Annotated in this window: 17 protein-coding genes and 1 tRNA gene; 14 read left to right on the top strand and 4 right to left on the bottom strand. The window is 70.6% G+C overall.

What is annotated here, in order from left to right; all coding sequences use genetic code 11:
* Positions 1-81: 81 nt before the first annotated feature.
* From pheS to EVJ50_RS06570, 4 genes are all read left to right on the top strand, one after another.
* Positions 82-1,089, top strand: a complete 1,008-nt coding sequence (gene pheS / locus EVJ50_RS06555; protein WP_150883054.1) for a phenylalanine--tRNA ligase subunit alpha — start codon at positions 82-84, stop codon at positions 1,087-1,089.
* A 96-nt stretch (positions 1,090-1,185) separates the two neighbouring features.
* Positions 1,186-2,109, top strand: coding sequence for an NAD(+) kinase (locus EVJ50_RS06560; RefSeq protein ID WP_150883055.1), 924 nt, complete (start codon positions 1,186-1,188; stop codon positions 2,107-2,109).
* Positions 2,106-2,819 (top strand): response regulator transcription factor, encoded by a 714-nt coding sequence (locus EVJ50_RS06565; RefSeq protein ID WP_150883056.1) that lies wholly within the window; start codon positions 2,106-2,108, stop codon positions 2,817-2,819. The genes EVJ50_RS06560 and EVJ50_RS06565 overlap by 4 nt, the downstream gene beginning before the upstream one ends.
* Complete coding sequence (locus EVJ50_RS06570) at positions 2,809-3,315, top strand: DUF192 domain-containing protein (protein WP_150883057.1); 507 nt, start codon at positions 2,809-2,811, stop codon at positions 3,313-3,315. Before EVJ50_RS06565 ends, EVJ50_RS06570 begins: the two co-directional genes overlap by 11 nt.
* 25 nt (positions 3,316-3,340) lie before the next feature.
* Here the strand turns inward: EVJ50_RS06570 and EVJ50_RS06575 are convergent, their stop codons facing one another.
* The gene (locus tag EVJ50_RS06575; RefSeq protein WP_150883058.1) at positions 3,341-4,858 is read right to left on the bottom strand and encodes a peptide ligase PGM1-related protein; all 1,518 of its coding nucleotides are present in this window, start codon (positions 4,856-4,858) and stop codon (positions 3,341-3,343) included.
* Positions 4,855-6,201 (bottom strand): precorrin-6y C5,15-methyltransferase (decarboxylating) subunit CbiE, encoded by a 1,347-nt coding sequence (gene cbiE, locus EVJ50_RS06580; RefSeq protein ID WP_370455635.1) that lies wholly within the window; start codon positions 6,199-6,201, stop codon positions 4,855-4,857. The genes EVJ50_RS06575 and cbiE overlap by 4 nt, the downstream gene beginning before the upstream one ends.
* Before the next feature lie 24 nt (positions 6,202-6,225).
* Here cbiE and EVJ50_RS06585 point away from each other — a divergent pair, with 24 nt between their 5' ends.
* From EVJ50_RS06585 to ribD, 6 genes are all read left to right on the top strand, one after another.
* Positions 6,226-6,462, top strand: coding sequence for a hypothetical protein (locus EVJ50_RS06585; RefSeq protein ID WP_150883059.1), 237 nt, complete (start codon positions 6,226-6,228; stop codon positions 6,460-6,462).
* Positions 6,463-6,514: 52 nt separating this feature from the next.
* Complete coding sequence (locus tag EVJ50_RS06590; RefSeq protein WP_150883060.1) at positions 6,515-7,471, top strand: sulfite exporter TauE/SafE family protein; 957 nt, start codon at positions 6,515-6,517, stop codon at positions 7,469-7,471.
* Positions 7,468-8,292: a calcium-binding protein gene (locus EVJ50_RS14570; protein ID WP_191964895.1), complete on the top strand. Its 825-nt coding sequence runs from the start codon at positions 7,468-7,470 to the stop codon at positions 8,290-8,292. The genes EVJ50_RS06590 and EVJ50_RS14570 overlap by 4 nt, the downstream gene beginning before the upstream one ends.
* A 117-nt stretch (positions 8,293-8,409) precedes the next feature.
* Positions 8,410-10,908 (top strand): GH116 family glycosyl hydrolase, encoded by a 2,499-nt coding sequence (locus EVJ50_RS06605; RefSeq protein WP_150883062.1) that lies wholly within the window; start codon positions 8,410-8,412, stop codon positions 10,906-10,908.
* 5 nt (positions 10,909-10,913) lie between these two features.
* Positions 10,914-11,393 (top strand): DUF3122 domain-containing protein, encoded by a 480-nt coding sequence (locus tag EVJ50_RS06610; protein ID WP_150883063.1) that lies wholly within the window; start codon positions 10,914-10,916, stop codon positions 11,391-11,393.
* Between the two features lie 31 nt (positions 11,394-11,424).
* Positions 11,425-12,486: a bifunctional diaminohydroxyphosphoribosylaminopyrimidine deaminase/5-amino-6-(5-phosphoribosylamino)uracil reductase RibD gene (ribD, locus tag EVJ50_RS06615; protein WP_150884910.1), complete on the top strand. Its 1,062-nt coding sequence runs from the start codon at positions 11,425-11,427 to the stop codon at positions 12,484-12,486.
* On the opposite strand, the gene EVJ50_RS06620 is transcribed toward ribD, so the two are convergent.
* The gene (locus EVJ50_RS06620; RefSeq protein ID WP_150883064.1) at positions 12,451-13,239 is read right to left on the bottom strand and encodes a potassium channel family protein; all 789 of its coding nucleotides are present in this window, start codon (positions 13,237-13,239) and stop codon (positions 12,451-12,453) included. The genes ribD and EVJ50_RS06620 overlap by 36 nt on opposite strands.
* A complete protein-coding gene (locus EVJ50_RS06625) occupies positions 13,239-13,913 on the bottom strand; it encodes an SOS response-associated peptidase (protein WP_150884911.1) in 675 nt (224 codons plus the stop codon). Before EVJ50_RS06625 ends, EVJ50_RS06620 begins: the two co-directional genes overlap by 1 nt.
* An 83-nt stretch (positions 13,914-13,996) precedes the next feature.
* On the opposite strand from EVJ50_RS06625, the gene ftsH reads away from it, so the two are divergent.
* From ftsH to EVJ50_RS06645, 4 genes are all read left to right on the top strand, one after another.
* Positions 13,997-15,907: an ATP-dependent zinc metalloprotease FtsH gene (ftsH, locus tag EVJ50_RS06630; protein ID WP_150883065.1), complete on the top strand. Its 1,911-nt coding sequence runs from the start codon at positions 13,997-13,999 to the stop codon at positions 15,905-15,907.
* Positions 15,908-16,006: 99 nt separating this feature from the next.
* Complete coding sequence (gene argF, locus EVJ50_RS06635; RefSeq protein WP_150883066.1) at positions 16,007-16,969, top strand: ornithine carbamoyltransferase; 963 nt, start codon at positions 16,007-16,009, stop codon at positions 16,967-16,969.
* A 113-nt stretch (positions 16,970-17,082) separates the two neighbouring features.
* Positions 17,083-17,715, top strand: a complete 633-nt coding sequence (gene lexA / locus EVJ50_RS06640) for a transcriptional repressor LexA (protein ID WP_150883067.1) — start codon at positions 17,083-17,085, stop codon at positions 17,713-17,715.
* A gap of 13 nt (positions 17,716-17,728) precedes the next feature.
* Positions 17,729-17,801 (top strand) — tRNA-Ala (locus tag EVJ50_RS06645).
* The last annotated feature ends 5 nt before the right edge of the window (positions 17,802-17,806 follow it).

Here is a 17,806-nt window from a genome sequence, read left to right on the forward strand (position 1 = left end):
ACCCGAGTGGATCCCGGGAAGCGACGCTAATCGGCGCCCCCGCAGCGGCTCTCTACAGTCGGGCGCCAGCCAGCGCCCATCGTGAGCGGTCCCGTCAGCCTCGAGCTCCTCAGCGCCCAGCTGGATCAGCTGGAGGCGGAGGCGGCCACGGCCATCGCAGACGCCGCCGATGCCGCCGCCCTGGAGCAGCTGCGCGTGTCGCTGCTCGGCAAGAAGGGGCGGCTGTCAGGCCTGCTCGGGGCCATGGGCCGGCTGCCGGGGCCGGACCGGCCCGTGGTGGGACAGCGGGCCAATCAGCTCAAGAGCCAGGTCCAGGAGCTGCTGAACAGCCGCCGCACCAACCTGGACGATCAGGCCATGGCCGCCCGGATCGCCAGCGAGACGCTCGATGTGACGGCCCCGCCGAGCGGCATCCCCACCGGGCACCGCCATCCCCTGATCACCACCACCGAGGAGATCGTCGATCTGTTCTGCGGACTCGGCTACCGGGTGGAGGAGGGGCCGGAGATCGAGACCGACCACCACAACTTCACCGCGCTGAACATCCCGCCTCACCATCCGGCCCGGGACATGCAGGACACCTTCTATCTGGAGGAGGGCCGGCTGCTGCGCACCCACACCTCGCCGGTTCAGATCCGCCACCTGGAGCAGACGCCGCCTCCGGTGCGGATCGTGGCCCCGGGTCGGGTCTTCCGGCGCGATGCCTCCGACGCCACCCACTCACCGGTGTTCCACCAGGTGGAGGTGCTGGCCATCGATGAGGGCCTTCACTTCGGCCATCTCCGCGGCACGGTGATGGCCTTCCTCAGGGCGTTCTTCGGCGATCTGCCCGTCCGCTTCCGCGCCAGCTACTTCCCCTTCACCGAGCCCTCGGCGGAGGTGGACGTGCAGTGGAAGGGGCGCTGGCTGGAGGTGATGGGCTGCGGCATGGTCGACCCGGCGGTGCTGGAGGGGCTGGGCCTCGATCCCGCCCGCTGGAGCGGCTTCGCCGCGGGGCTCGGCGTGGAGCGCTTCTGCATGGTGCGCCACGGCATCGATGACATCCGCCGCTTCTTCACCAGCGACCTGCGCTTCCTCGAGCAGTTCTGAGGGGCCCCGCGCCCGGCGGGCCTGTGACGGAGACCCCGCCCCCGAGGCGACCCCCCGGCCAGGTCCCATACACTCGCCCTTTCTCGAGCTCGATCGGTGCCCGCGGTTGGACTGATCGTGAATGACGGCAAGGATCTGGCGGTCCGCACCGCGGCCTCGATCGAGGCCCGCCTGACGGCGGCCGGTCACCAGGTGGTGACGGCCAGCAGCTCCGGCGGGATGGTGGGCTTCGCCAACCCCGATCAGCACCTGCGCACCCTGGGCTACGCCGCCTGCGTGCCCGCCGGCTTCCACTCCGACATGGTGCTGGCGATCGTTCTGGGGGGCGACGGCACCGTGCTCTCGGCCGCGCGTCAGACCGCACCGATCGGCGTGCCGATCCTCACCATCAACACCGGCCATCTCGGCTTTCTGGCCGAGACCTACCTGCAGGAGCTAGATCAGGCCCTCGAGCGGGTGATGAACCAGCGCTGGACGGTGGAGGAACGCACCCTGCTGGTGGTGAGCGTGTTGCGCGGCGACCTGCGGCGCTGGGAGGTGCTCTGCCTGAACGAGATGGCTCTGCACCGGGAGCCGCTCACGAGCATGTGCCACTTCGAGATCGCCGTCGGGCGGCACGTGCCGGTGGACATCGCCGCCGACGGCGTGATCCTCTCCACCCCGACGGGCTCCACCGCCTACGCCCTCAGCGCCGGCGGCCCGGTGATCACGCCCGACTGCCCCGTGCTCCAGCTCACCCCGATCGCACCCCACTCACTGGCCTCGCGGGCGCTGGTGTTCAGCGACGAGGAGCCGGTGACGATCTTTCCGGCCACTCCCGAGCGCCTGATGATGGTGGTGGACGGCAGCGCCGGCTGCTACGTGTGGCCCGAGGACCGGGTGCTGATCCGCCGCAGCGAACACCGGGCCCGCTTCGTGCGCCTGGGGGAGCACGAGTTCTTCGGCGTGCTACGCAACAAGCTGGGCTGGGGGCTCCCCCACGTGGCCAAGCCGGAGGGTGAGGGCGGGGTCACGGGATGACGAGCGAGCCTCAGGTGCTGCTGATCGGCGAGAGCGCCGCCGCCCTGGCCGAGCGCATCCGCGCCTCCGGCTACGGGGTGCTCGACTGGTCCAGCGGAGCGGCCACCGGCCTGGCCGCCACCGGCCCCCATCCCGCCGTGGCCCTGCTGGCATCCACGGAGGCCGGGCTGATCCCCGTGCTGCGGCAGCGCTTCGGCGGCATGCCCCTGCTGCTCGACATCGAGGAGGACACGCTCGAGAACCGGGCCGGTTGCCTGAGCGCCGGTGCCGATGATTTCTGGCTCTCCGGCCATCCCCCCAGCGAACTGCTGCAGCGGCTGCGCTGCCATCTCCAGAGCCAGGCCCGCCTGCAGCGCTGCGCGCCGCTGCTCTGGGTCGGCGACCTGAGCCTCGATCCCGGCAGCCGTGACGCGCGCCGCGGCACCCGGCTGCTGGAGCTCACCGCTCGCGAGCACGACCTGCTGGAGCTGCTGATGCTGCGCCAGGGCCAGGTGCTCAGCCGCGAGCTGATCCTCAGCCACGTCTGGGACGATCCGGACGCCGCCAGCAACGTGGTGGAGGTGTACATCCGCTACCTGCGCCAGAAGCTGGAGCAGCAGGGCGAGCCGCGGCTGATCCACACCGTTCGTGGTCAGGGCTACTGCCTGAGCGAGTCGCCTCCCGACCTCCGCAACGAGCGGGCCGCCGGCCGAGCGGGCGATGGCGCCTGAGGCCTGGCCCGCGGGTCCCGCGCTGCGGCCGCTGCTGATCGGCCTTCTGCTGGGCGCTCCCGCCGCCGCAGCCCCGCCGCCCCAGGTGCTGCCGCTGGAGGCCCGCTGGTGCCTCCCCGCAGGCCCCTGCCTGGAGCTGGAGGTGGCCGACACGCCCGAGGAGCAGCGCTGGGGGCTGATGCTGCGGCCGGCGCTGCCGCGGGGGCGGGGCATGTGGTTCCCCTTTGCGTCTCCGCGCCGGGCACGCTTCTGGATGCACCGCACGCCCGCCTCCCTGGACATGCTGTTCGTGCGGCATGGCCGGATCATGGCGATCGAGCACGCCGCAGCGCCCTGCCCGAGGCTGCCCTGCCCGAGCTACGGGCCCGCCGAACCGGTGGACGGGGTGCTGGAGCTGGGGGCCGGAGAGGCGCGCCGCCTGGGCCTGGCGGTGGGCGACGCCTTCCGGACCGAACCCATCGCAGCCCGGCAGACACGCGGGGTCGCGGACGACTGATCGGTGGCCGCCGCTGCGGCCGGTCTCAGCCCAGATGCAGGGCCACGGCGCGATCCAGCAGCCGTTCCGCGGTGGCGCCGTAGACCTGCTCGGCCTCCTCGGGGCTGCGGCCGATGCAGGTCATGCCGAGCTTGCCGTGCTCCGACAGGCAGCCCAGCAGGTGAAACAGGCTGCCGCGCAGACGGGCGGGATCGAAGTGAAGCTCCGCTTCGGCCACCAGCTCGATCAGATCGATCGGCAGCAGCCCCCGCAGACGCGGATCGGCGAAGTTGTCCGTGGCTCGGTAGTAGAGCGCCTCGCCGGTGGGGGTGAGGTAGTCGCCTGAAGCGGTCAGCTGCCCGTTCGTGGTGTGGCGCAGGGCCATGAACGGATGGGTTGTGCCGCCCTGGCGCAGGTTGATCTCGATCGCCTGCAGATCCCAGGCCGGGGAGGGGGAAGCGCCCGGCGGCCGGCGCCGGGCGATGAAATCGACCGAGAAGCGATCGAGGGCCCCCGCATCGGCCAGCAGCCGGCCCACGGCGAGACCGTGATCGTGCAGAGCGCGCCGGTAGGCCGGATCGGCCGGGAAGCGGCACCCCAGGTAGGTCTGGCCCGAGGGACCGCCCAGGATCTGCTCATGGGTGGAGACCACCTCCACGCCGCCATCGGGATGGATGGTGCCCTGGACGCTGGGGGAGCGCTGCTCACCGCCCAGCGGCTCCAGCCAGGCCTCCACCAGAGCCCCCTGGGCGACCAGCAGCTCCTGCCAGTCGCCCACCGGCATCGGCAGGCTGTCCATCGCCCGGGCCAGCCGCTCGCGCCGCTGCCGCGGGCTCAGGTCCTCCAGCTGCAGCGGCGCGAGGGGCAGGCGGGCGTTGCCTTCGCCGCTGAAGCCGTGATTGAGCTTGACCACGGCGTGGGCCAGCCCGCCACAGCCCTCCCAGAGCTCCGCGGCCACCTCGGCCAGCCCGTCCAGGTGATGCACCAGGGGGCTGCCGGGCGGATGGGGCACTCCCGCAAGGGCGAACAGGGCCCGGCTGCCCGCCTTGCTGCCCCAGTGATCCAGCTGCGGATCGGTTCCCAGGAGTGGGATCTGCAGACGCTCGGAGAGCTCCTTCTCCAGAGGCGTCACGTTGAAGCAGGTCATCACCGTGCGCTCCGGCCGGAGCGCAGACGCGATCCGACGCAGCAGGGCCGGCCGTTCCAGCAGCTTCTCGGACAGGGGCCGGGGGGAGGCGTCATCGGCGTCGAACAGATGCAGGCGGCGGCGCGCATGGGCAGCCGGCATGCTCGGCAGCAGTTCCAGCACCGCATCCACCACCAGCTCCGGCAGCAGCTTGCTGGTCACGTAGGTGGCCTGCACCTGGGGATGGCGGAGCCGGATCAGGTCGAACAGCTGGCGCTCCTCGTAGTGGTGCACGCCCGGCACCAGGGCGATCTCCCGCTGCTCCAGGCTGAGCGAGGGGATGATCAGCGGGTCAAAGTGGGCCAGGGCTCCGGGGCCCAGCGCGCACCAGTCGCGCCGCAGCCGGTCCTGCAACTGCCGGAAACTCAGGCGCGTCACCGGGGGGGAGCCTCAGGGGCCACCGCATCCTGGCGAGGCTTCGGGGCCACGCCCGTGAGGATGAAGACGGGATTCATCGGCGCCAGGCGTGTGCCGCCGGCCAGCGGGAGGCCGCGCCAGCTCTGGAGCTGGCTGATGCGCACCTGAAGCGACTGCCGCTCGAACAGGGCCCGCAACGGCCCGATGGCCTCCAGCGTGGCCAGGGGCACCACCACGACCCCGTCGGGCCGCAACCGCTCGAGCACCCGCTCCAGCAGCCTCACCCGATCGGAACCGCCACCCCCCAACAGCACCCGGTCCGGGTCCGGCAGGGCGGCCGGCTGCTCCAGCAGCGCCAGGGCATCGGCCTCCAGGACCGCGGCGGGGCTCACGCCCATCCGCTGGGCATTGGCTCGGATCACGGCCGCACCACCACCGCGGCGCTCCACGGCATGGAGCCGCAGGCCCGGCCGCAGCCGCAGGGCTTCCAGCCCGACGCTGCCCACACCGGCGCCGAGGTCCCAGAGCACGCCGGCGGCGGGCAGATCCAGATCGGCCAGCAGCTGCACCCGCACCTCCCGCTTGGTCATCAGGCCGGGCTGGTCGGGGTGCTGATGCCACTGGCCGTCGTCCACACCGAAGAGGGGCAGCTCCATCGGCTCCGGCAGCGGTGCCTTCAGCAGCAGCACGAGATGCAGGGGGTCCAGGGCCTCGGGCAGCGGCTCCCCGGGCTCGATCTGCTGCACGAGTTCACCGGGGTGACCCAGACGCGCGCAGATCCAGAACCGGTAGGCGGCCTCCAGGCCGGAGGCGCGCAGGATGGAGCGCACCGCGGCCGCACCGCCCTGGGCCGGGTCGGGCAGCACCGCCAGGGCCTCCGGCCGGCGCTGCAGGGCCGCCGCGAGGGGTTCCGGCTCCCGCCCATGCACGCTCACCCAGCTCGCGTCCTGCCAGGGGCGCCGGAGCCGGGCGAAGGCCAGCTGCAGCGAGCTGGGGGCGGGGTGAAAGGCGAGACAGTCGGGGCCGAACCGCTCCAGCAGGAGCCGGCCGATGCCGAACCAGAGCGGATCGCCGCTGGCGAGCACGACCGCGGGGTTCTCCGTCGCCTCGGCGGCCAGCCAACGCTCCAGATCGGCCATCAGGGCCTCGGGCCGGTTGCTGGCCAGCAGCTCCGGATCGCGTCGATGCACGGCCTTTGGGGACTGCCGCCACCAGGCCAGGAGGGCCGGGTGCAGCCGGGACGGCGCCGCGATGACCCCGGCGCGGCAGAGGAGTCGCTGCGCAGCGGCGGGGAGCGTGCCGGGGGCGCCCGCGTCGCAGCCGATCACATGGATGCGGGGGCTGGGCCGAGGATCGTGGGCGATGGGGTGGAGCAGCGGGCCATGGCCATGATGCAGTCGGAGCGCAGGCAGCGCCTGCACGAGCTGGTGCTGGCCCTGATCGCCAGGGAGAGCGATCTCGATCTGCTGGAGGAGGGCCAGGCCGACCGCAGCCCGGGCGGTGGCGCATCCGATCCGGCGGCCTGGATCGACCGGCATCGCCGCGTGGTGCGGCGCTATCAGGCCCTGGTGCGCACCGCCGTGACCATCGACGCCCTGGTGGACCAGGAGGCCGGCCCGGACTGAGGCGAATCATGCAGAAGATTGCGCTCATACCGGTATCGTTGAGAACACATTCATGAGCGCTGTTTCCTTGGCGGACCCCACCTCCCTGCTGCTGCTGGCCGGCGGGGGCCTGATCGGAGCCCTGCTGGCCGTGCTCGGTGCCGGTGGCTCGATCCTGCTGCTGCCCCTGCTCGTGAGCGGCGCGGGGCTGCCCACCAACCAGGCGGTGCCGCTCTCGCTGATGGTGGTGGCGCTGCTGGCCCTCGCCAACGTGGGGCCCTACCTGCAGCGGCGCCAGCTGGCCCCGAGGCCGGCGCTGCTGCTGGGCCTGCCCGCCCTGGCGGGCAGCTGGGCCGGCGGCAGCCTGGTGAAGAGCGGATGGATCCCCGAGGCGGCTCAGCTGACGGTGTTCATCGCGGCGGCTCTCACCGCCAGCTGGCTGCTGACCCGGTCGCCCGGAGGCGCGAAGACCACCGCTGCCGCGGCCCGGACCGGCGGGGGCAGAGACACGGTGCTGGCCCTGCAGGGCGTGCTGGTGGGCCTGCTCACCGGCGTGGCAGGCGTGGGCGGCGGCTTCGCGATCGTGCCGGCCCTGGTGCTGATGGCCGGGCTGCCGATGGCCACGGCCAGCGGCACCAGCCTCGCCCTGATCGCCCTCAATGCCCTGGTGGCCCTGCTGGCCCTGGGCCAGTGGCCCGGACCCGCGCTGCCCCTGCTCATCCCACTGCTGCTGGGCGGAGCCGGCGGCGCGCTGATCGGCCAGTGCCTGGCTCCCCACCTGCCCGAGCGGCGCCTGCGCCAGGGCTTCTCGGCCCTGCTGGTCGGCTCAGCGCTGTTGACGGGGATCGAGGTGTGGCAGCGGCATGGACGTGGCACGCCCTCAGGACAAATCACACTCGAACAGCAAGCGACTGCCTGGACGCCATCAGGACATGACAGAAATGATGTTTTCGCATCTTTAGAGAATCCGCATAATATTTCATCCAATCAAGGCCTGGCTAGAACGAGCCTGCCAGACTCAGTCTCATGACAACCCCCTCCCCCGAAGTCAATACCTTTGTTCTTGCTGACGACGGCGTCTACAACTTTTCCGACTTTGCCGACACCGTCAATCTGAACAATTTTTCCGAGCTCCTGGGCAAACCGATCCGCATGCTCGGCGGCAACGATATTGTCACGGGGGCGGATATCAACTCGCCTGGGTACGACAACCTGGTCAACGGCAACCTTGGCGCGGACAGCCTGAGAGGCGGCTCATTTCGAGAGTTCTACAGGGGCGGCAAGGAGGACGATGGACTGTTCCTACGGGACGATGCCGATTTCGGCAATGGCAACAATGGGAATGACAGCCTTTTTGGCGAGAACGGAAATGATCTGATTCGAGGCGGCAAAGGCAGCGACAACCTTAGCGGGGGAAATGGAAATGACATCCTGATCGGCGACTTCGGCAGGGATTCTCTGCGTGGGTCAAGCGGAAGGGATCGCTTTGTCATCCGCACGGACAGCACCGAAATCGATGGCGAAAACTTCGCCAATCTATCACCTAATGTCGGCGAAGTGGACGTCATTCGAGACTTCACCTTCACCGATCAAGATCGAATTCTTCTTCCCGGTGTCTCCAACAGAGATCAACTGAGGATCGACGAGTTCAATACCACCAGCTCCACCATCAGCGTTGACCTCGGCTCGGGATTTCAGTTTGCTGTTGTTGTCCAGAACGTGACCGCCAGTTCTCTTGAAGCAGCTTCCGGCACAGCAATCATCATCGGCGCCACGGCGGACGACTTCCTCAGTCAGTCGAACCCAGACTTTTTCCTGTCCAACCCCAATCTCTGGTCAACCATTTCCTGAGCCAGGTTCACGCGCCCGGCCCGGTCCAGGAGCCACACGGCTCCTGGATGCCTCACCCAAAGCCCCAGCTTGCCAAGTCTGAAGCTCTGACAAGCTGGCGCCTGCTTCGGTGGTTCCATGGCGCCCCTCGGCCTGACCAGCCTGCGCGACCGCTTCCGCTCCCAGCCGGAGGAGCCGGCCCTGGAGGCCAGCTGGAGTCGGGCCTTCGGGATGGGATGGGAAAAGCCCTTCACCGTCCGCTACGCCAGCAATCTCGACGACGGTCCCTGGCACGGCATGCCCCTCGGCGGGCTGGGAGCCGGCTGCATCGGCCGCAGCTCCCGCGGGGATTTCACCCTCTGGCACCTCGATGGCGGTGAGCACTGGTTCGGCACCCTGCCGGACTGCCAGTTCTCCCTGTTCGAAACCGGCAGCGAGGGATCGCGGGCCCACGCCCTGGCCGTCGCCCCCGAGCGGGACGATTCACGGCCCGATGCCACTGACCCGCCTCTGGCGGCCTGGAACTGGTACCCGGCCAGCGACGACCAGCAACAAACGGGCCGCTACGAAGCGCGCTACCCCGTCAGCCGCATCGGTTACGAGGGGGTGTTCCGGGCCGAGGTGAGCTGCGAGGCCTTCAGCCCCATCCTTCCCGGCGACTACCGGCTCAGCAGCTATCCGGTGGCGGTGTTCCGCTGGCGCCTGAACAACCCGACCCGCCAGCGGCTCGATTGTTCCCTGCTGCTCACCTGGCGCAACACCTGCGGCTGGTTCACCAACACCGATCCCTCGGCGCAGGTGCACTTCCGCGACGACGGCAGCCCCGAGCACAACTACGTGCCGGCCATCGGCCGCGGCCGCGGGCAGCGCAACCGCAAGCTGGATGAGGGCGGACTCTGCGGCGTGCTGCTGGAGGGCGAGCGCAGCGTGCCGCTGGCCGAGGGGCAGGGTCAGTGGTGCCTGGCGGTGCCCGGCGATCTGGACGGCGTGCAGGTGCAGCGCTGCAGCCGCTGGGACCCCAGCGGCGACGGCAGCGAGATCTGGCGCTCCTTCGCCGCTGACGGCTCCATTCCCGACAGCGACAACGACCGCACCAGCCGCGGCGACGAGCAGGCCAGTGCCGCCATGGCGCTGCGCTTCTCCCTGGAGCCGGGGGCCAGCATCGAGATTCCGGTGGTGATCAGCTGGGATCTCCCCGTCACCAGCTTCGCCAGCGGCTGCCGGGCCCTGCGCCGCTACACCGATGTGTTCGGCAGCGGCGGCGATCAGGCGGCGGCCATCGCCAGCGAGGCCCTGGCCCACTGGCGCAGCTGGCGGGAGGCGATCGATCGCTGGCAGCAGCCGGTGCTGGAGCGGCGCGAGCTGCCCGAGAACCTGCGCATGGCCCTGTTCAACGAGCTCTACGACCTGGCCAGCGGCGGCACGCTCTGGACCGCTGCCGATGCCGACAACCCGGTGGGTCGCTTCGGGGTGCTGGAGTGCGTGGATTACGCCTGGTACGAGAGCCTCGATGTGCGGCTCTACGGCTCCTTCGCCCTGCTGCAGCTCTGGCCCGAGCTGGACAAGGCGGTGCTGCGCAGTTTCGCCCGGGCCATCCCTGCAGGCGATCCCACGCCGCGCCCGATCGGCTGGTACTTCACCCAGGGCCGCGGCCGCGTCGAGGCGCCGCGCAAGCGGGTGGGGGCCACGCCCCACGACCTCGGCGCCCCCAACGAACGCCCCTTCGAGGCGACGAACTACACCGCCTATCAGGACTGCAACCTCTGGAAGGACCTGGCCAGCGATTTCGTGCTGCAGGTGTGGCGCACCTTCCTGCTGGCACCCGGCGGCGAGGACCTGCGCTTCCTGGCCGACTGCTGGCCGGCGGCGGTGCAGGCGCTCGACTACCTCAAGCGCTTCGATGAGAACGACGACGGCCTGCCGGACAACGGCGGTGCCCCGGACCAGACCTTCGACGACTGGCCCCTGCAGGGCGTGAGCGCCTATTGCGGCGCCCTCTGGATCGCGGCCCTCGAAGCCGCCCTGGCCATGGCCCAGCGCCTGCAGCTGGAACTGGGACTGGACACCGCCGAGGAGCAGCACCGCTTCGGCGGCTGGCTGGAGCAGAGCCGCAGTCACTTCGATCCCCTGCTCTGGAACGGTGAGCACTACGCCATCGATGCCTGCAGCGGCACACCGGTGGTGATGGCGGATCAGCTCTGCGGCGATTTCTACGCCCGCCTGCTGGGCCTGCCACCGGTGGTGAGCGAGGAGAGGGCCCGCAGCAGCCTGAAGGCGGTGCGGGAGGCCTGCTTCGAGCGCTTCGAGGGCGGGCGCCTGGGGGCGGCCAACGGTCTGCGCCGCGATGGCACGCCCCTGGATCCCGAAGGCACCCATCCGCTCGAGGTCTGGACCGGCATCAACTTCGGCCTGGCCGCCTACTACCGGCTGATGGGGGAGGGGAGCACGGCCGAGGCCATCTGCAGCGCCGTGGTGGATCAGGTGTACAGCGGCGGGCTGCAGTTCCGCACCCCGGAGGCGATCACCGCCGCGGGCACCTTCCGCGCCTGCCACTATCTGCGGGCGATGGCGATCTGGGCGCTCTGGGCCACCCACACCGACTGGCAACCGATCCCGGGGGCGGAGGCCCGCCCGTGAGGGCCTTGGTTCTGCCCTGGCTGCTGCTGCTGGCGGCCCTGCTGCTGCTGCTGACGCCGCGGCCGGCGATCGCCCAGCTGCACGAGCACCCCGGCGAGAGCGGAGCCCCCGTGCTGCGCAGCCTGGAGAGCCTGAGAGATCTCGACAGCCAGAGCTGGCAGGTGGTGGCCTACCGGGAGGGTGATGGCACCGATGCGAGCCTGCGGCTGCGCATCGTCGGCTATCCGGGGCGCCTGCGTCTGGAGCATCCGACGCCGCTGGAGGTGCGCTCCGGGCGGCGCCTCTGGCAGCTGCCCGACCGCACCCTCGCCAATCCCCAGCTCGCCAGCGATGGGCGGGCCGCGGCGGTGGAGTTCGATCTGGCCCCGCTGCTGGCCGATCTGCAGCAGGACCGGCCCCTGCGCCTGCAGCTGCCGGGCGGTTTCAGCGAACTGCCCGTGCCTCCCTACGTGGTGGCGGAATGGCGCTCGCTGGAGCCCGGCTGAGCTCGCCGTGGCGCTGAGCTGGGACCGGTGGATGGAGCGGGCCCTTCAGCTGGCCCGGCTGGGGGAGGGCCGCACCAGCCCCAATCCGATGGTGGGCGCCCTTGTGCTCGATGCCGGCGGGGTCCTGGTTGGGGAGGGCTTCCATGCCGCCGCCGGGCGGCCCCACGCCGAGGTGGGGGCTCTGCGGCAGGCCGGAGAGGCCGCCCGGGGCGGAACCCTGGTGGTGACCCTGGAGCCCTGCGCCCACCACGGCCGCACACCGCCCTGCTGCGACGCGGTGATCGCCGCCGGCATCCAGCGGGTGGTGATGGCCCTGGAGGATCCCGATCCGCGGGTGGCGGGCGGGGGGCGCCGCCGCCTGGAGGCCGCCGGGGTGACGGTGATCAGCGGCGTGCTGGAGGACCGGGCCGCTGAGCTGAACCGGGCCTTCCTGCGGCGCGTGCGCACCGGCCTGCCCTGGGGGATTCTCAAGTGGGCCAGCAGCGTGGACGGCCGCATCGCCCTGCCCAACGGCTCCAGCCAGTGGATCAGCTCCAGCGCCTCGCGCCGGCGCGTGCATGCGCTGCGGGCCGGCTGCGATGCGGTGATCGTGGGGGGAGGCACCCTCCGCCGCGACGACCCCCTGCTCACAAGCCGCGGCCGGCGTGATCCGGAGCCGCTGCGGGTGGTGCTGAGCCGGCGGCTGGAGCTGCCCGCCGCGGCCAGGCTCTGGCAGGTGGAGACGGCACCCACCCTGGTGGTCCACGGCCCCCTGCCGGAGGCGTCCCGCCCCCTGGCCGCGCAGCTCAGCCGGGCCGGCGTGCAGCGGCTGGAGCTGGCCGAACCGGGCCCGCGGGCCCTGATGGAGGAGCTGGCGCGGGGGGGCTGCAACCGGGTGCTGTGGGAATGCGGCCCGGGTCTGGCGGCGCAGGTGCTGCGCGAGGGCTGCGCCCAGGAGATCCGGGCCGTGCTGGCACCCCGGCTCATGGGCGGCACCACCGCGGCCACCCCCCTGGCCGATCTCGGCCACACGGCCATGGACGAGGTGCCCCTGGCCGAGGAGATCTCGCTGCATCGATCAGACGTCGATCTGATCTGGACCCTGCGGCTCTGAGGGCTCGGGCGGCTGGGCGTAGCGCCCGATCAGCACCCCCATCACCACGGCCAGATAGAGGGGACCGATCACGCTGATGGCCACGCTGAGCATCTGGGCCGGCGGCGTGGAGGGGGTGATGTCGCCGAAGCCCACCGTGCTGAGGCAGACGAAGGCGAAGTAGTTGAGCCGGGTGAACACCGCGGTGGAGCGGATCACGGCGGCCTCCTGCACGAAGCCCTCCTGGATGCGGGCGGTCTCGGCCTCGCTGAGCAGGGAGGAGAAGCTGCCGGGCTGGATCGTCTCGAGCGTGGTCACCAGCAGGGCCGACGCCAGGCCGAGCAGCAGATAACCGGCCGCCGCACCGGTCAGCACATCGCCGGTGACCTGCCGCTCCTGCGCCAGCCGCTCCACCAGCCGCATCACGCTCCAGCCCACGTAGAGCGCCAGCAGCACCACCAGGGGCAGGCCGCTGATCAGCAGCTTCACCGGCGTGAGCAGCCAGATCCACATCGCCACCAGCGTGGACACGCCGAGGGTCCGGTACAGGCGGGTGGAGCGCCGCAGCCGCGGCGTGGTGCCGGAGTTCTCGAGGAACCCCATCACCAGGGCCAGCAGGGTGTAGCCCGGACCGACGAACCAGCTGAGCCGCTGGAAGGCGAAGGCGATGAGCAGGGCCACCTCGATCGCCAGCAGCATCCGGTAGAGGCGGTGCTGGCGCCGGCTCGGCAGGGGAAGGTCGTCAGCGGGGGGCCTCGGGCGGCTGGAGCGCATCAGCTGGATCGGGGCGGAGAGAAGAAGGAGAGCTGGCGATTCTCAGCGGCAGCGGCGGCGGGCAGAGGGTCCGCGCGCCACTCGCCCGGATCCCAGGGCTGCATCAGCGGCGCCAGCGCCGCCAGATCGGCCCCGCTGCAGGACGCCAGCCAGGCCTCCTCCAGGCCGTCGGGAATGATCACCGGCATGCGCTCGTGCAGAGGCGCCACCAGCCCGTTGGGCTCGGTGGTGAGCACCACGCAGGTCTCGAGCTCGCTGCCGTCGGCACCCAGCCAGCGCTCCCAGAGGCCTCCCAGCCAGAAGGGCGCTCCGTCGCGCCGGCGAATCCGCCAGGGCCGGCGGGGGCTGCCGCTCCATTCGAGGAAGCCGTCGGCCGGCAGCAGGCAGCGGCGGTGGCGCCAGGCGCCCCGGAAGCTGGCCTTCTCGGCCACGCTCTCGCTGCGGGCATTGATCGGTCGCCTCCCGCGCGGCTGCCGCAGCCAGGCGGGGATCAGGCCCCAGAGCAGCAGGGCGGTCTCGATCTGGCCATGCTCCTGGCGCAGCGCCAGGACGGGTTCACCGGGGCGCACCTGCTCCCTGGGGGCGTAGTGCTCCAGCAGGCCGGGCGGCAGGCGGCCGGCCAGGCGCGGCAGCAGCTGGTCCAGGCGGCTGGTGAGGGAGTAGCGGCCACACATGCGGGGGGCGGTTCTCACCCCCCGTCTGCAGAACCTGGCGGCAGGGCATGCGGCCTAGTTTGGCCGCAATCGCTGTGTCCTCCATGCCGATCCGACAGGACGACAACCAACCCAACCGGCGCTTCGGTTTGATCAACCTGATCCTGATCGGCTTCGGGGTGCTGCTGCTGGTCAGCAGCTTCTTCCCGAACCAGTCGATGCAGGTGCCGCGGGTGCCCTACTCCCTGTTCATCGATCAGGTGAACGACGGAGCGGTGAAGCGGGCCTACATCACCCAGGACCAGATCCGCTACGAACTGGCCAATGCGGAGGACGGAACGCCTTCGGTGCTGGCCACCACGCCGATCTTCGACATGGATCTGCCGCAGCGGCTGGAGAGCAAGGGCGTTGAATTCGCCGCCGCCCCCCCGAAGAAACCCAACATCTTCACCACCATCCTCAGCTGGGTGGTGCCGCCACTGATCTTCATCCTGGTGCTGCAGTTCTTCGCCCGTCGCTCGATGGGCGGCGGCGGCGCCCAGGGAGCCCTGAGCTTTACCAAGTCGAAGGCCAAGGTGTACGTGCCGGATGAATCCTCCCGCGTCACCTTCGCCGATGTGGCCGGCGTGGACGAGGCCAAGCAGGAACTGACTGAGATCGTCGACTTCCTCAAGACGCCCGAGCGCTATGCGGCCATCGGCGCCCGCATCCCCAAGGGCGTGCTGCTGGTGGGCCCTCCCGGTACGGGCAAGACGCTGCTCTCGAAGGCCGTGGCCGGTGAGGCCGGAGTGCCCTTCTTCATCATCTCCGGTTCGGAGTTCGTCGAACTGTTCGTCGGCGCCGGCGCGGCCCGGGTGCGGGATCTGTTCGAGCAGGCCAAGAAGAAGGCTCCCTGCATCATCTTCATCGACGAGCTCGATGCCATCGGCAAGAGCCGTTCCGGATCGATGGGCGTGGTCGGCGGCAACGACGAGCGGGAGCAGACGCTGAACCAGTTGCTCACCGAGATGGATGGCTTCAGCGCCAAGGACAAGCCGGTGATCGTGCTGGCGGCCACCAACCAGCCCGAGGTGCTGGACGCGGCGCTGCTGCGCCCCGGTCGCTTCGACCGTCAGGTGCTGGTGGACCGTCCCGACCTCTCAGGCCGGCGCACCATCCTCGGCATCTACGCCGGCAAGGTGAAGCTGGCCTCGGCGGTGGATCTCGACCGGATCGCCCAGGCCACCAGCGGCTTCGCCGGGGCCGACCTGGCCAACCTGGTGAACGAAGCGGCTCTTCTCGCCGCCCGCAACAACCGCAATGCGGTGGAGCAGCAGGACCTCAACGAGGCGATCGAGCGTGTGGTGGCCGGCCTGGAGAAGAAGAGCCGCGTGCTGCAGGACGACGAGAAGCGGGTCGTGGCTTACCACGAGGTGGGTCACGCGATCGTGGGGCACCTGATGCCGGGCGGCAGCAAGGTGGCCAAGATCTCGATCGTGCCGCGGGGCATGAGCGCCCTCGGCTACACGCTGCAGCTGCCCACCGAGGAGCGCTTCCTCAATTCCAAGGAGGATCTCGAGGGTCAGATCGCCACCCTGCTGGGAGGCCGCTCGGCCGAGGAGATCGTGTTCGGCAAGATCACCACCGGCGCCGCCAACGATCTGCAGCGGGCCACCGACATCGCCGAGCAGATGATCGGCACCTACGGCATGAGCGACACGCTCGGGCCGCTGGCCTACGACAAGCAGGGCGGCGGCCGCTTCCTCGGCGGCGCCAACAACCCGCGCCGTGCGGTGAGCGATGCCACCGCCCAGGCGATCGACCGGGAGGTGCGCGGTCTGGTGGATCGGGCCCACGATCAGGCCCTGGGCATCCTCCATGCCAACCGGGATCTGCTGGAGGCCATCGCCGGCCGCATCCTCGAGAAGGAGGTGATCGAGGGCGATGAGCTGAAGGACCTCCTGTCCCGGAGCCTGCGGCCCGATGGCAGCGGCGAAGCCCTCACCGATGAGGTGGGCCAGGAGGTGCCGGCCTGAACCGGGGCCCAGGCAGACTGGGATTCAACGCGAGCGGCCGGTCCTCCTCTTTCGCGGGGGTCCGGCCGCTCGGCCTTTGCCCCTTCCGATCGAGGCCGCATGACGACGGTGCCCCATGAGCAGCTCCAGCGGGTGCTCGCCCCGCTTTCCGGCCGTGACTACCTCTCCAGCACCGACGCCGACGCCGATCAGACCCGGGCCCTGCTCGATCTGGCCCTGCAGCTCAAGAGCGGTGAACGCCGCATCGACCTCTCTGGTCGGATCCTCGGGCTGATCTTCACCAAGGCCTCCACCCGCACCCGGGTGAGCTTCAACGTGGCCATGGCCCGCCTGAACGGCCAGACCCTGGATCTCAATCCGGCCGTGACCCAGGTGGGTCGGGGCGAACCGCTGGAGGACACGGCCCGCGTGCTCAGCCGCTACTGCGATGTGCTGGCGGTGCGCACCTACGACCACGAGGAACTGGAGCGCTATGCCCACTGGGCCACGGTGCCGGTGGTGAATGCCCTCACCGACCTCGAGCATCCCTGCCAGGCCCTGGCTGACTACCTCACGATGGAGGAGCACTTCGGGGCGCTGCAGGGCCTCACCATGGCCTATGTGGGCGATGGCAACAACGTGGCCCACTCGCTCGTGCTGGCCGGGGCCCTGCTGGGGGTGAACGTGACCCTGGCCTGCCCGCAGGGCTACGACCCCGATGCGGCGCTGATGGAGCGGGCGGGGGTGCTGGCTCAGAGCAACGGCTGCCGGGTGCAGGTGGTGCGGGAGCCGCTGGAGGCCGTGCGCGGCGCTCACGCGCTCTACACCGATGTGTGGGCCTCGATGGGCCAGGAGGAGGAACAGGCGATCCGGGAGAAGGCCTTCCGCGGCTACTGCCTCGATGAAACGCTGCTGTCGGAGGCTGATGCCCGGGCGATCGTGCTGCACTGTCTGCCGGCCCACCGGGGCGAGGAGATCAGCGCCGGGGTGATGGAGGGTGAGGCCAGCCGGGTGTTCGACCAGGCCGAGAACCGCCTCCACGCCCAGCAGGCCCTGCTGGCCGCTCTGATGGGCGGCGTCTGAAGGGCGGGCTCTGATCGTCAGACGACGCACCCGGGCCCGAGCCCCCGCCGAGCCCATCGACACCGGCGCGCCGGGATGGTACATCTGTATGCACAGGTGCAGCCCGCCGGCCCATGATCCACGGCCTCTCCGCCGCCCGCGATGAGCTCACCAGCGCCCAGCGGGAGCTCTACGACTGGCTGCGCGACTACATCCGCGAACACCGGCACAGCCCCTCGATCCGCCAGATGGTGGAGGCGATGGGGCTGCGCTCACCGGCCCCGATCCAGAGCCGCCTGCGTCATCTGCAGCGCAAGGGCTGGATCACCTGGCAGGAGGGCCAGGCGCGCACCCTGCAGCTGCTGGGCGAGGAGAGCGAGGGGGTGCCGGTGCTGGGCGCCGTGGCGGCCGGCGGCCTGATCGAGAGCTTCGATGACGTGCAGGAACACCTCGATCTGGCCCCCGTGCTCGATCGCCGCGGCCTGTTCGCCCTGACGGTGAACGGCGACAGCATGGTGGACGCCCACATCGCCGATGGCGACATGGTGCTGATGGAGCCAGTGGCCGATGCCTCCCGGGTGCGCAACGGCACGATCGTGGCGGCGATGGTGCCCGGTGCCGGCACCACCCTCAAGGTGTTCCACGGCGAGGGATCGCAGGTGCGGCTGGAGCCCTCCAACCCGGCCTACGAGCCGATCGTGCTGCCCGCCGAGGACGTGCTGGTGCAGGGCACCCTGGTGGCGGTGTGGCGCCCCGTCGCCGTGTAATCTGTCTCGCGTTGGGGCCATAGCTCAGCTGGTAGAGCACCTGCATGGCATGCAGGGGGTCAGGAGTTCGAGTCTCCTTGGCTCCACTTCA

Origin of the sequence: Synechococcus sp. RSCCF101 (genome assembly GCF_008807075.1) — a bacterium.
Taxonomy (GTDB): domain Bacteria; phylum Cyanobacteriota; class Cyanobacteriia; order PCC-6307; family Cyanobiaceae; genus RSCCF101.